At 37.6% G+C, this 14,284-nt stretch carries 12 protein-coding genes and 2 tRNA genes; 9 read left to right on the top strand and 5 right to left on the bottom strand.

What is annotated here, in order from left to right:
- Window positions 1-15 precede the first annotated feature (15 nt).
- A tRNA-Gln gene (locus DLK05_RS08645) sits at window positions 16-86 on the top strand.
- A gap of 57 nt (window positions 87-143) precedes the next feature.
- Here DLK05_RS08645 and DLK05_RS08640 read toward each other — a convergent pair.
- Entirely contained in the window at window positions 144-515 is a 372-nt protein-coding gene (locus tag DLK05_RS08640; RefSeq protein ID WP_127343611.1) for a hypothetical protein, read from the bottom strand.
- A 154-nt stretch (window positions 516-669) separates the two neighbouring features.
- On the opposite strand from DLK05_RS08640, the gene DLK05_RS08635 reads away from it, so the two are divergent.
- Window positions 670-740, top strand: a tRNA-Gln gene (locus DLK05_RS08635).
- A gap of 28 nt (window positions 741-768) precedes the next feature.
- Here the strand turns inward: DLK05_RS08635 and DLK05_RS08630 are convergent.
- On the bottom strand, window positions 769-1,059 hold the full coding sequence (locus DLK05_RS08630) for an acylphosphatase (RefSeq protein WP_209319798.1): 291 nt from the start codon (window positions 1,057-1,059) through the stop codon (window positions 769-771).
- A gap of 79 nt (window positions 1,060-1,138) precedes the next feature.
- Between DLK05_RS08630 and DLK05_RS08625 the strand changes: the two genes are divergently transcribed.
- The 5 genes from DLK05_RS08625 to DLK05_RS08605 all read left to right on the top strand — a co-directional run bounded on the left by DLK05_RS08625 (window position 1,139) and on the right by DLK05_RS08605 (window position 9,302).
- On the top strand, window positions 1,139-2,017 hold the full coding sequence (locus tag DLK05_RS08625; protein ID WP_127343610.1) for a radical SAM protein: 879 nt from the start codon (window positions 1,139-1,141) through the stop codon (window positions 2,015-2,017).
- A 213-nt stretch (window positions 2,018-2,230) separates the two neighbouring features.
- The gene (locus tag DLK05_RS08620; protein WP_127343609.1) at window positions 2,231-4,243 is read left to right on the top strand and encodes a PAS domain-containing protein; all 2,013 of its coding nucleotides are present in this window, start codon (window positions 2,231-2,233) and stop codon (window positions 4,241-4,243) included.
- Between the two features lie 818 nt (window positions 4,244-5,061).
- Window positions 5,062-5,772, top strand: a complete 711-nt coding sequence (locus DLK05_RS08615) for a hypothetical protein (RefSeq protein ID WP_127343608.1) — start codon at window positions 5,062-5,064, stop codon at window positions 5,770-5,772.
- A gap of 351 nt (window positions 5,773-6,123) precedes the next feature.
- Window positions 6,124-7,998 (top strand): metallophosphoesterase family protein, encoded by a 1,875-nt coding sequence (locus DLK05_RS08610; RefSeq protein ID WP_127343607.1) that lies wholly within the window; start codon window positions 6,124-6,126, stop codon window positions 7,996-7,998.
- A 188-nt stretch (window positions 7,999-8,186) separates the two neighbouring features.
- Window positions 8,187-9,302 carry a hypothetical protein gene (locus DLK05_RS08605; protein WP_127343606.1) on the top strand — a complete coding sequence of 372 codons (1,116 nt, stop codon included), beginning with the start codon at window positions 8,187-8,189 and terminating at the stop codon, window positions 9,300-9,302.
- 191 nt (window positions 9,303-9,493) lie between these two features.
- Here DLK05_RS08605 and DLK05_RS17495 read toward each other — a convergent pair whose 3' ends face one another.
- The 3 genes from DLK05_RS17495 to DLK05_RS08595 all read right to left on the bottom strand — a co-directional run bounded on the left by DLK05_RS17495 (window position 9,494) and on the right by DLK05_RS08595 (window position 11,718).
- Entirely contained in the window at window positions 9,494-9,643 is a 150-nt protein-coding gene (locus DLK05_RS17495; protein ID WP_209319797.1) for a hypothetical protein, read from the bottom strand.
- A gap of 141 nt (window positions 9,644-9,784) precedes the next feature.
- The gene (locus tag DLK05_RS08600) at window positions 9,785-10,321 is read right to left on the bottom strand and encodes a hypothetical protein (protein WP_127343605.1); all 537 of its coding nucleotides are present in this window, start codon (window positions 10,319-10,321) and stop codon (window positions 9,785-9,787) included.
- Window positions 10,322-10,374: 53 nt separating this feature from the next.
- Window positions 10,375-11,718, bottom strand: a complete 1,344-nt coding sequence (locus tag DLK05_RS08595) for a deoxyguanosinetriphosphate triphosphohydrolase (RefSeq protein WP_127343604.1) — start codon at window positions 11,716-11,718, stop codon at window positions 10,375-10,377.
- Between the two features lie 562 nt (window positions 11,719-12,280).
- Between DLK05_RS08595 and DLK05_RS08590 the strand changes: the two genes are divergently transcribed.
- Both DLK05_RS08590 and DLK05_RS08585 read left to right on the top strand, forming a co-directional pair.
- Complete coding sequence (locus DLK05_RS08590) at window positions 12,281-13,006, top strand: ABC transporter ATP-binding protein (protein WP_127343603.1); 726 nt, start codon at window positions 12,281-12,283, stop codon at window positions 13,004-13,006.
- A gap of 23 nt (window positions 13,007-13,029) precedes the next feature.
- Complete coding sequence (locus DLK05_RS08585) at window positions 13,030-14,283, top strand: ABC transporter permease (RefSeq protein ID WP_127343602.1); 1,254 nt, start codon at window positions 13,030-13,032, stop codon at window positions 14,281-14,283.
- The last annotated feature ends 1 nt before the right edge of the window (window position 14,284 follow it).

The raw sequence follows: 14,284 nt of genomic DNA, 5'->3' as shown, positions 1-14,284 counted from the left end.
AAGATCAATTATGATTGTCCCATGGTGTAATGGTAACACACCTGTTTTTGGTACAGGCATTTAAGGTTCGAGTCCTTATGGGACAACAAAAAAGCTTCGAATATGTTTCGAAGCTTTTTTTATTTCCTGTTTATGATTAACTGCTATTCTGTTGCCAGTTTCGTAAAACGAAAACTTCCCGTGATACCTTGTTCGTCAACACTATCTCCTTCAATTGTTGTTTCATTTATCAACATTCCATTCCAGGAATCCAGTTCATATCTGATCTCAAAATCGGCATGAATCACATCGTATTCAATAGCTTTTATAATTACCCTATTCTGAATAATTTCCCCTTCCAGAATCTCCTGAATCATGAAAGTCTCCGCTGCATCTACATTCTCCGAAAAAATTATCTTACCGGATAACTTCCGCCCTTTCTGAACCAATAGAAGTTCTCCTTTGGCCATTCCATAGCCATAATCCTCCTCATAAATCCACTTCCCGGTTAAGGATTCTATTTTTTTTTGCTCCATGCTTTATCCTCTTATAAATTGACTATCAGAAAGCTTGCCTCTAAATCTTTACTTTCGAAATTTCAACCTGTAACTTTTTTGCATATTTTAGTTTTGCCCAATAAATATTTCCACTATATTTGCACCGTCTTAGTCAAAAATGACTTAATAAAATTGTCCCATGGTGTAATGGTAACACACCTGTTTTTGGTACAGGCATTTAAGGTTCGAGTCCTTATGGGACAACAAAGCTTCTGATTTTTCAGGAGCTTTTTTATTTTATATCAAAAGCCATAAAACCCTGTGGTGCAAGATTACAAATATTCACTTTAATCACTTCCGCCCAATTTGGTCCTTTTCGGCACCAATCGCAAAATAGATCCATAGCCAAACCATCCCCTTCTGCCTCTACATATACAGTACCATCTATCTGATTTTTCACAAACCCTTTCACCCCAAAGCGCTTTGCCGCTTCCCGAGTATGATAGCGGAATCCAACCCCCTGAACTCTCCCAAACACCTGAATGCTTACTGCCTTTTCTGCCATCTCCTTCTGATTTTTCACAAGATAGGGATTTCCATTTCAATTAAAGTCCCTACCTAAACAGATTCTTCCTTACAAACAAGTTTACTATTTTTGCCAAATGTTATCTTATCACGAACCATTATTTCGTCCTCCAAGCGAAGCATATTCTCTCATCCTGCAAATTACATTAGGATGCGCATGGAACCAATGTGCCTTTTGCGAAATGTACAGCAGTAAGCAATTTCGGATACGATCCGAAAAAGAAATTTTTGCGGAAATAGAATCGCTTGCCACGGATGCTCGTGATATCCGTAAAGTTTTTTTAGCCGACGGAAATGCCATGGTGCTTTCCTTCGATAAAATGAGCCGATTGCTGGATAAGCTCAAAACCACCTTTCCCAAACTAAATAGAATATCGGCTTATGCTTTAGCAAGAGATATTGCTGCCAAAACCAACGAAGAGCTTAAAATTTTATCTGATAAAGGACTTAAACTCTTATATGTAGGGATAGAATCGGGAGATGACGAATTACTACAAGCAATTCACAAAGGAGAAGACTTTACCAGTACCAGCAAGGCATTGCAAAAAGCCCGGAAAGCTGAAATAAAACTCTCGGTAATGATTTTAAATGGCTTGGGAGGCAAAAACTTTTCTCAGCAACATGCCTTAAATTCTGCCCAACTAATTAATCAGATTCAACCCGAATATCTGTCTACTCTCGTTCTTTCATTCCCCTATGGGGAAGATCATTTTAAGCAAAAGTTTAAAGGAGAATTTATTGCCTTAAGTACAATCGAACTAATTGCCGAAATGAAAATTTTCCTCGAAAATCTGGAATTGGAAAACACTATTTTCCGTAGCGACCATGCCTCTAATTACCTTATTCTTCGTGGCAACTTAAACCGCAACAAACAGGAATTGCTTTCTCGCATAAATGATGTACTGAACGATCCAAAAAATGCACAACTGCGTCCGGAATGGTTACGGGGCTTGTAAAATCTAATCCTCTTTGTAGTTATATTCTAAGTTATCCTAGGATTGGGACACAAATTCTTTTCTGCTAAGGTAAATTGAACTCTCTTTTTTCTTAACTGGTTTTTTAATTTATATCATAATATTTGACAGGTCTGGTTATTTTCATTAAATTGTTTGTTGATTCTATAAACGAAAAAGAAAAGTTTCGTTTCCAATTACAAAATCAAGGGAATAATGCATCGCACCAAAGAAGAATTATTAAGCAAAATCCAAGCCTTGAAGCAGGAAATTAAATTTCTTCAAGATTCCAATTCAAAAGATCACCATAGAAGGAAAAAAGCTAAAAAAAAATTAAAAAAGAATATTCAGCGCCTAAGAATGGCGCAACAGAGTGCACACATAGGCAATTGGGAACTTAATTTACAAACGAAAGAACTTATATGGTCCGATGAAATTTTCCGCATATTCGAAATAGATTCCAAAAAATTTAAGGCATCCTACGATACTTTTCTCCAGACCATTCATCCGGATGACCGTGAAATGGTAAATCAAGCCTACACGAACTCACTAAAAACTAAATTACCTTATCAGATTGAACACAAATTACTTCTGCCAGATGGTAGAATAAAATATGTGTATGAACAATGCGAAACCTTTTTCGACCCAACAGGTAATCCAATACGATCCATGGGAACAGTGCAAGATATTACCGAAATAAAGAAAGTGGAGGAATCACATAAGAGACGGGGTGCTTTTATTCGGGCAGTTGCAGACACCTCTCCTGCACTCATCTATGTTTACGATTTAGAAACCAACAGTAATATCTATTCCAATTCCGGGATGGAGCGATTACTAGGCTATTCTAAAAATGAAATCCGGAAAATGGGAGATCATTTATTCCCAAAGCTCATTCACCCGGAGGATCTGCAAGAAGTGTTGGATTTTCAGAACCAAATTCTCCATGCTTCGGATGAGGATACTCTGGAAATTGATTACCGCATGAGGCACAAAAATGGCAATTGGATCTATTTACATAGCAGAGAACGTGTATTTCAACGGAATAAAAATGGTGCTGTCATCCGTAAAGTTGGAATTGCCAGCGATTTTACCAAAAAAAAACAATTTTCTGATGATCTGCAAAAGCATCGTGAAAAATTAATAAAAGCAGAAGCTATTGCTCATATGGGTTTTATCGATTGGAACCTACAAAACAATAATGTTTCTATTTCTGATGAAGCTTATCGTATCCATGGCATCGACCCTAAAATTGGGGTAGGATCAGCAATGTCATTGGTAACAAAAGCAGTTCATCCTGATGATAAAGAGATGGTACAAGAAGCGTTACAATTTGCTGTCAAGGGAGAAAAAGACTACAATATCGACCACCGTATAATTTGGCAAGATGGAAGCATTCATTGGGTACAAGCTCAGGCTGAATTAATAAAAAATAAGCAAGGGAAACCAATGGAATTATTGGGGACTATTATCGATATTACCGAACGAAAGAAATGGGAAAATGAACTAATTGCAGCAAAAGAAAAGGCGGAAGAAAGTGATCGCCTAAAATCAGCATTTCTTGCCAATATGAGTCACGAAATACGCACGCCCATGAATGGTATTCTAGGATTTGCGGAGCTATTGGAAACTCCAGGATTAAACGGAGAAAAACAACAGGAATACATTCATATTATTGAGAAGAGTGGACAACGGATGCTCAGCATTATTACTGATATTGTTGATATCTCAAAAATAGAAGCAGGCCTGATTGAATTGATGAATGTAAAATTTAATATCAATGAGCAATTGGAGGATATCTGCTCATTCTTCCAGCCTGAAGCCAAGCAAAAAGGATTACTTCTTTCTCTGAAAAAATCCTTTTCCCATGAAAAAGCAAATCTCTTTTCTGATTCACAAAAAATAGCTGCGATACTAATTAACCTGATTAAAAATGCAATTAAGTACAGCAATCAGGGCAAAATAGAATTTGGATACCACCAAAAAGAGAAATATCTGGAATTCTTTGTTAAAGATACTGGAATTGGAATCCCTGAAGAACAGCAACATTTGATATTTGAACGATTTGCACAAGCGAACTTCGATAAGGCAAAAATAATTGAAGGAGTTGGATTGGGCTTAGCCATTTCAAAAGCATATGTTGATATGCTAGGAGGAGAAATCTGGGTAGAAAGCAACAAAGAGGAAGGAAGTACCTTCCGCTTTACCATTCCCTGCCAAAAATCGATCTGAAAAACCGACTAACTTTAAAGCATTCGTATAAGATTTCCACATCTGCTGAAGACTGTTACAAAATTCACCCCCATTCCTGCGAATGTTCTCCTTCTACCTGTCAATCGCAGCCTAATACCTGCAAACTAAACCTTAAGAGCAGGGATTGTAGCCTTGAGACCCGCCATTAGCATCGTAATTCCTGTCGGAATCACCTTAAGACCTGGCAAATTCACCTAGAGACCTGTTATCTGCAATGCACCTGAACACTATAAGGCTGCAGATGGTTGGTCTCTCGACTACATTGACAAGTCTCTCGGCTACATTGATAGGTGTCAAGGCTACATCGATGAGTCTCTTGGGCACATTGGCAGGTCTCCCGACTACATTCGCTGGTCTCCCGATGAACTTATCAACACTCAAGGCTATTTTATTAACATTGACGATTACTTTAACAGATATTACAGCAGCATACGCTAATCTCTTTGTCATTCAATAAAGCGAAAGCACACCTTCAAACAAAATCTTCTCCAAGCCCCCTTCACACAAGCTTTAAAGCGCACAAATAACACAAACAATGATAAGACAGCAGCAAATATACATCCTGATAAAGCTTTATTCACCAACACATACAAACAATTAATTAAAAAACACAAGCCATACAACAACTAAAAGCTACTGTAAACCAACCATTAAGAAAAAAAAGATGAATCATTTAACACTTTTAATGAGCATAAACATTTGCATTTAGCTTATTATTTTTAAATTAGTGCTCCACTTCGATAAAACATATATAAAAACGGAGTTCATTCTATTATTTCACTAAAAATTAATGAAACATGAAACAAACTAAGAAATTTACCATGTCCTATCCTGAATTAGGTCAACGTGGTGATCGTGTAAAAGCAGTATTGGAACGCGATGTGCTGGAATTTATGAAATATGGTTACGATGATGGCATAGCGGAAACCGTAAGGGTGAAAACGGAGCAATTTAAGGCGATATTGCCCGATATGTACTGGGAAGGTCAGAAAACGCTTACCACCAATAATAAGGAGCAATTAAAAGGAAAACTTGTTGAAATGCTAGGGGAAATGGCCTTTAAAGGAAAATTGGCTTTGGGGAGCAATAGCAAAGAATACGCAACCTTTCGCTTCAGCGGTATGAATCGCCTAACCGATCAGGAATTGGTAGTTTACAGCAAGCATGTTTGCAAAACTGCCGAACTGTATCAAGAAGCTTTGGCAAAAAGAAACATAGACGGAGAGATGATCACCTTAGCTACCGAAGCCACCACCGCACTCGACAATGCCATTGATGCACAAACAGAAGCCATTGCCGTACGCGAGCAAATGAGTGTGAAGCGCTTTGAATTGGGCAACGAGTTATACGACCTGATTGTTGAATTGTGCGAGGTTGGCAAAAGGATATGGGAAAATACCAACGAGGCCTTTTATCACGATTACGTACTTTATGGTTCCAATAAGTCAGCAAATGAAATTCAAGTTACCGAAGAGGAAGCCGATTTGGTAAATTCAGCCACTGAATAATGCTTTTCGCGATGATCTCCTGAAAAGAAGCGAACCACCGGATCGAAATCCAATGATTCGCAAACTATAAGCAATTGCAGCCTGTTGTTCCTCTCGTCGATTTATTTGGCTATATGTCAGTAAACAAAAAATCAAAAAAGAGAGGGCAACGGGCGCGCTGCTTTTGCAAAGTTAAGAATTTGACGGGATTTGACACCCCTCCCTTCTATCTCTCCATTCCCACTCAAGTCTAAGCTCCATTGAAACAGGATGCTAAGCAGACTTTCCCATCAAAAAAACATGCATCCCACATTCTCATGTTGTATCTTTATTAAAATTCAATATAAATTAGAACCAAAATAAGGAGATGCAATGAGAAAAATAGGCTTGTGCGTGCTATTGCTTTTTACAATTCAGTTATTGGAAGCTCAAGAAATTCCTTCGGTTTACAAAAACCTGGGCAAGGATAAGAATGGTGTTTATATGCAGCTGCCCCGTGGTAAGATATATGCGAATCCTGTAAACGACCTGTTTCACTTTCAGGACTTGAATGGTAATCCTGTAGGCACTTCCCAGGGAATCAATCTGGATTTTAAATTCCCCAAATTACAGGGAACACTGTATTACGGATTTATCAATTATGCTGATGGCAGCTATCCTCAACCTGTCTATTTTAGGGAAGCATCGCCTATTATAAATGGAAAATCAACGATTCCTATTGCCAAAAACCTCTCCGGAAAATACGATATGATCCATTGGGAAACTACTGGCTTGGGAGTATTGGGATATCGAATTGTAACGGAAAAAGGATACCTGCTTTACGATGGCAAGCTTGCCTTTTCGCATAGGAAAGAGAAATTTACTGCCGAACCCACCCTTGTCGAAGGTCCTTTTGTAAACAAACTCAGCCCAAGCAGTGTGGTGATTTCCTTTACCACTACTCAACGCGTTACGTCAAATATTCTGGTTAATGATAAAACCTATAAGGGTAAAAAAGCAGCTTTAAAGCAGGAAATATTAATCGATGGCCTTCAGGCTAAAAAGCAATATAATTACACGCTTCAAATCGGTAAATTTAAATTTACCTATACTTTTGAAACAGCACCCCTTCCGGGAAGTCGCGAGAAATTCACCTTTGCCTACAGCAGCGATTCCAGATCCGGAATGGGAGCCGGCGAACGCGATATGTACGGAACCAATGCCTACATCGTAAAACGAATAGCTGCGCTGGCGAAATCGGAGAATGCAAAATTTGTACAGTTCACCGGCGATTTAATCGATGGTTACGACAATAGCAAGGAGAGAATGAATCTTCAATATTCTAACTGGAAGCATGCCGTGGAACCCTACTGGCACCACATCCCCTTTATGATTGGTTTTGGAAATCATGAAGCCCATAGCTATATTTTTGACGATACCATTCGTGGTTTCAGTTTCCTGATCGACCATTTCCCTTTTAAAGACGCCTCCGGGGAATCTCTTTTTCAGGATAACTTTGCCTTGCCCGAAAATGGTCCCCATAGTGAGGATGGCTCGAGCTACGATCCCAATCCTAAAAAGCAGGATTTTCCTTCCTATAAGGAATCTGTTTACTGGTATGCCTATGATAATGTTGCTATCGTGGTTCTCAATTCGGACTACAACTATACTCCCATAGGGGTGAAACATCTAGGTGGAAATATTCATGGCTTTATCATGGACAATCAAATGAAATGGCTGGAAAAAACGCTTCAGGATTTGGATAATAATGAAAATATCGATCATATTTTTATTAGCATCCACACGCCTTTTTTTCCCAACGGAGGACATGTAAAAGACGATATGTGGTACAAGGGAAATAATGCCTGGCGACCCGTTATCAATGGACAGCCTCACGAATTGGGAATTATTCAGCGACGCGATGAATTACTGGATATCATCATCAATAAAACTAAAAAAACAGTGGCTTTGCTTACCGGAGATGAGCACAACTACAATATGCTGCCCATTACCGATGAAATGAGCCGTTATCCGGATAATTATAAAGGCACCAAACTAAAACTAAACCGCATCTTTTACCAGATTAACAATGGTGCTGCCGGTGCTCCTTACTATGCTCAGGAAGTAACTCCCTGGATGAATCACCTGCAAAAATTCTCCACGCAGAATGCTTTGGTTTTGATTGATGTAGATGGCAGCAAAGTTTTTGTTCGTGTGCTCAACCCCGACACCCTCGAACTCATTGAGGCATATCCTCTACGGGAATAAGATCCTGAACCTTTTTACAGAAACTCAAATCGAGAGAAACATTCCCAAATGATTCCTCCGGGAAGGGAGTATTTCTCTTTTTAGATTTAGAAATTAGGATTTACAGAAATAGGACAGATCGTAGCAAGTCTGGTAAAACAGATAAATACTAACACCTTATTCTTGTATCAACAAAGCTGTATTTGCGTATGAAATGTGCATTCCTCATCCTCCTCCTATTTGCATTGGATGGCCCTGCTGGTGATCTGCTGATTGCAAGAAACCTCTTGCCTTCTACTCAGCAGGATAGCATGGTTTCGCCCTATCTCCCCAATAGCATATTTGGCAGCGAGGAGATGATCGAGATTTGTTTAAAGGGTTCTATTCGAAAATTATTCAATGATAGAAGGGAGGAAGCAGCTTATTATCCTATGGTAATGTCCTACACAAAACCCGGTGGTGAACCAAGCATTCTGGATATAAAGGTAAAAACCCGCGGGCATTTTCGTCGCGATAAACAGAATTGTTCCACTCCTCCCTTATGGCTTAATTTTAATAAGGATACCACCTGCAATACGATTTTCGAAGGACAAGACAAATTGAAGTTAGTCACAACCTGTAGCAATGAATCCTATGTGCTTCGGGAATATCTGGTTTATAAAATTTACCAGCTTATTACGGAAAATAGCTTTCGCGCCCGATTAGTGAAAGTTTGCTATCAGGAAATTAAAACCGGAAAAAAGACAAAGCCCAGGTATGGTATTATCCTCGAGGATCAGAATCATATGGCTGAGCGCAACCATTCTCAATTAATCAAAAGGCTAAATGTGCAACCCAAAATCACCAATCGGGAAATATTTCTAAAGATGGCAGTATTCCAATATTTAATCGGCAACACGGATTGGTCTGTACAATATCTTCACAATATTAAATTAATCAGCAGGATCAAAACACCATCCTATATTACTGTTCCCTATGATTTCGACCATGCCGGAATTGTTGGAACGACCTATGCCCATCCTGCCGAGGAACTTCAATTACAATCGGTTCGGGAGAGAAGGTATCGGGGATATTGCATTCAAAATCCGGATGACTTTCTCCCAATTGTGGAGTTCTTTAATGGCTTGAGACAAGAAATTTATGAATTGTACATCGGGAATAAACTTCTAAGTGAAGCCTATATAAAAAAAACTACCAAATACTTAGATGAATTTTACAAAACCATTAATAATTCCAAATCCAGAACGAAGGCATTTCAGTATCCTTGCAATCCGTACGGAACAGGCAATGTGGTAATAAAAGGATTAAAGAGCCGGAAGAAGTAAAAAGAGGATAAAATCAGTAGCATATGTGATTTATTCTCCCCTATTGGAGGAATTCTTATCAAAGAAAAAAATTCCGGCAAAAACCGAAATTCTAAATAGTTTGGAGGGCAGAATATCCCGGATTTAAAATCAGAACCCTCGACAAACGTATTCTGCTTCTAAATAGGACCTTTTAGACATAGAAAAAACGACTACTTAATGACCATGAAGTTCTTCTTGTTCTTCATTCGAGTCCATTCTTTAGAATTCATAGACTGAATCACCTTTGTAGTTAAATCAATTACCACAAAATCTTCATCGACAATTCGAAATAGTTCTTTAATCTTTTTTAAGATACTCATATCCCCTAATTTTTAGTGTTATAACCCTAAAATTAATAGGAATACGTCGATTTATCAAGCAGGTTTTGGCCTATTTAATAATCCGGTAATATCAGTTTCTGATTGCGTTATTTCATTTTACAATCACGTGATTCATTTTCACTACTCTTTCGTTTGAACATCCAAAAAATGAATTGAATTGAAATACAAATTCTTTTTATCCAATAATATATTCTTCATTCTGGAAGGACCACCAATAGCAAACTGATAAATAAAATTCCCCCGAAAAAAGAAACGCTTGTAATAGGTGTATTCATGTTTCCCCACCAATTGAGCGTAGGTGATCTCTTTCCCAAGCATCTTCTGGTAAGCAACAGATCGTTCTGAAATTAATACAGCATCGCTGCTCACCAGGCTAGCATCTCTCATCTCCTTATAATATTCGCTGGGATCGGAATAAGTAAAGTTCAGTCCCATTTTCGAAAAGTCAGAAGCTACTACCCCGAAAACATTTACAGCATCCTTTAAACTAAATACTTCGCTGCTAATCTTATCCGTATCCTGATTCCTCAAATTTGGTTTCCCTGGCATTTCGAAGCTCACTCCCGACTTTTCGGATACTGTTTTAACCCATAATGATTGTGCCATAACACCTAAGGCATACATGGTGAGAAAAGATAATAGTAGGATTCGTTTCATGATTCAATTGATATTAAAGTGAAATTTATCGAAGAAGTCGAAGTAATAATAACTCAATGAATTGCCGGCAATTCAATTCCTTTTATTTTTCGATACAAATCCAAAGCGTATATATCCGTCATTCCAGATATAAAATCGAGAATAGATAATACCTTTCTGTATTTTGAATCGCTTTTGTTTAAATATTGCTCCGGAACCAAGGATAACAAGTTTTTGGCGTAATAATTATCCGGCTGAAGTACTGCATTAACAAATTCCTCTAACAGCGCACCTAATATTTTATAACCGGCTAATTCTATCTCAATAACCGAACGATGTTTATAAATTTTATTCACTGCAACATCGGTACACTTCCGGTAGGCTTGTAAACAAATTCCTTCTGTTTTATTAATTAAAGATCCGTTGAAAGTTCCTTGCATAATATCCTGATAATTGTCCATGAATACGCGAACACACTCCCCGGCTAGCTTGCCAATCACTCCTGCTCTTATAAAAGCAATTTGTTCATTCGTATCGGTAACCTCTAAACAAGTAGCTTGAATTTTATCCAATTCTTCCTGCTCTTTTTCCGCATCGTAAAATTGTAGGAAAAGTGCTTTGGTCTCCTCCGTGCTTAGTATTTGCAATTTATGAGCATCCTCAATATCCATAATCTGATAACAAATATCATCGGCAGCCTCTACTAAATAAACCAAAGGAAAGCGCGCATATATTCCGGTCGATAACTCAGGGATACCTAATTCAGCTATTATCTTCTCAAAATCTTCCTTCTCGGATTGAAAATAACCATATTTCTTTTTACCTACATTCCCCATTTGCATGGCTTCCCAAGGATATTTTAAAATAGAAGCAATCGTAGAATAAGTCATGGCAAATCCTCCCTTACGCCTCCCATGAAATGCGTGGGTTAACAATCTAAAAGCATTGGCATTTCCTTCGAAATTTGTTAGATCAGCCCATTCCTCATCGGTAAAATTTGACTTCAGATCTTTACCTTTCCCATTTTCAAAGAAGTGGGATAAAGCTTTCTCTCCGGAATGACCAAATGGCGGATTACCAAGATCATGAGCCAAACATGCCGCAGCTACAATACTTCCAATTTCATTAATACCTGTATTATCTTCCACCAGGTTATTTGTTACTAACTTTTCGGCAAGGGCATTACCTAATGATCTTCCAACACAGGAGACTTCGAGGCTATGCGTTAAGCGATTATGAACAAAAATACTTCCCGGCAAAGGGAAAACCTGTGTTTTATTTTGTAGGCGACGAAATGGAGAGGAAAATATCAATCTGTCATAATCTCTTTGAAACTGTGTTCGAACATCTAATTTCCCATTTGAAAATCGATCTTCCTGTCCCAATCGTTTTGTCGATAATAATTCCTTCCAATTCATAGGTAAATGATTTGTTTTTTTCTACTTACATAAGTAAAATCTTCCTCTATCAATTATTCCAAATATATCCAGAGGTTTCTTGTTGTGTCTTACAAAGATGAAGATCTTCTCGAAATCGTATTTTTCGTAATTTTAAGTTCCTAAAAATACATTAAATTTTAACTTTGTTATCAAGCTTTAAAGATAATTAACATACACGCACAGCAGGCGGATTAACTAATCTTTATAAGAAGGACGAAAGCGATATACTAATTATAAAATATTAAAACGTACATTATCGTACAGTTCCTGTAATATCAGCGTACACAATTTACTTATAAAAAACACAGACAAAACACACAACACTCTGAAAAACTGGACATTTACCCCTGTGGCATACCGATTGATAAAGGAAACAAACAGTTGAGGTGAATGTTTTCTTTTATTATTTTAAGATTAAATTGTTTCGTTATCAGTCAATTTTGCTGGTTTATCGATAATTATTTGCGTTCGTCTAATTAAGTTTGATATGATTCACTTCATAAGTAATATTGTATACAGAATTTTTTAATATTCTTTTATTATGATCCGATTACAAAACATTCACAAATCTTACATTACCGGTACCAACAAATTACATGTGTTGAAAGGAATTGATTTGCATATTAAAGAAGGAGAACTGTTATCGATCATGGGATCTTCAGGCTCTGGTAAATCTACTCTTTTGAATATCCTGGGATTATTAGATAACCACGACGATGGCACCTATGTATTGAACAATCAGGAAATAAAAACCATGAGTGAAACCAAGGCGGCTAAACTCAGAAATAACTTATTGGGTTTTGTTTTTCAATCCTTCAATCTGATATCCTTTAAGAATGCAATGGAAAATGTAGCCTTACCATTATATTATCAGAAAGTACCCAGAAAAAAAAGAAACCAACTAGCACTGGAATATCTCGATAAGATGGGTTTAAAAGAATGGGCTCATCATATGCCAAATGAATTATCCGGAGGGCAAAAGCAGCGAGTTGCAATTGCACGTGCCATGATCACAAAGCCTAAAATTATTCTGGCTGATGAACCAACTGGTGCCCTCGACTCCTCTACATCTGTTGAGGTAATGGAGCTGTTAAAAGAAATTAATCATTCCGGTATAACTGTTGTCATTGTTACTCACGAAAATGATATCGCCCATATGACTGATCGGATCATTAATTTAAAAGATGGCATCATTGAATCAATAGTGGACAACAACAATAAAGTTAATAGTAACAGTACAATTAAAGTTCCCCAAAAAGAGAATTAACCCTAATATCCTAACAGATTACTATGTTTGACAGAGATAAATGGCAGGAAATTTTTAGTACCATCAGTAAGAACAAAACCAGAACCATTTTAACTGGATTTTCAGTTGCTACTGGTATATTCATGTTGATCTTTCTTTTAGGTGCCGGTAGAGGTTTGCGAAATGGAATGATCTCGGTATTTGCCCAAGATGCTAAAAATAGTATGCAAATATATGGTGGTAGAACAACCAAAGCGTACAAAGGGACACGCGAAGGGAAGTTTATACAGATGGTAAATGACGATTATTTAAGTCTGAAGAAAACCATTGAAAAACTTGATGTGATTTCCGCGATGTCCTACATTCCAGGAGCAGAAACGATTTCCTACAAAAATAATTTCGGGAATTTTAATGTTTCTCCTGTGCATGACACCTATAAAGAAATTAAAAATTTCAATATCATAAAAGGCCGTTTCTTAAACCAAAAGGATATCAAAGAAAACAGAAAGGTTGTTGCCATTCAGGATGAAGTAAAGAAGGTGCTTTTCCCTCATGAAACTGCAATCAGCAAATACATCAATATCAATAATATCAAATTTAAGGTAGTTGGTGTTTTTAGCCAGTCTAGCTTTGATGACAATTCAAGAGATATTTATATTCCAATTAGCGTCGCTCAAAAAATATTTAACAACAATGATCATCTCCGACGGATATCATTTACCCTTAATAATGTCTCGGTAGATGAAAGCAAGGACGTAGTAAAATTCATCACCTATCAAATGGCTGCCCGACACAAATTTAGTAGGGAGGATAAAAAAGCGCTTTGGATTCAAAATAACATTGAAAACTCGCAGACTTTTGCTGGTCTTTTTAGCGCCATTGAAATGTTTGTATGGATAATCGGAACTTTCACCATCGTTTTAGGGGTAATTGGAGTATTCAACATCATGATGATTGTTGTGAAGGAGAGAACCAAAGAAATAGGTATCCGAAAAGCTATTGGAGCCACTCCCCGATCGGTAATTGGACTCATCCTTATGGAGGCCGTTTTTATTACTTCTGTTTCAGGATATATCGGTTTAATTGCCGGAGTTGGATTACTGGAATTCATTAATCGGTTTGATATCATCAATAAAATATATCCACCTGCTGCCATCTACTTTTTAAATCCACAGGTAGATTTAGGAATTGCTGCAGGAGCAACTTTAGTTTTGATAATTACTGGTGCTCTGGCTGGATTTTTCCCAGCTCGTAAAGCAGCAGCCATTAAACCTATTGAGGCTTTAAGAGATGAATAAC

The sequence above is a fragment of the Ancylomarina longa genome (genome assembly GCF_003996985.1).
Classification (GTDB): domain Bacteria; phylum Bacteroidota; class Bacteroidia; order Bacteroidales; family Marinifilaceae; genus Ancylomarina_A; species Ancylomarina_A longa.
Note: the sequence above shows the minus strand (reverse complement) of the source record. Positions and strands in the feature narration are given on the sequence as shown.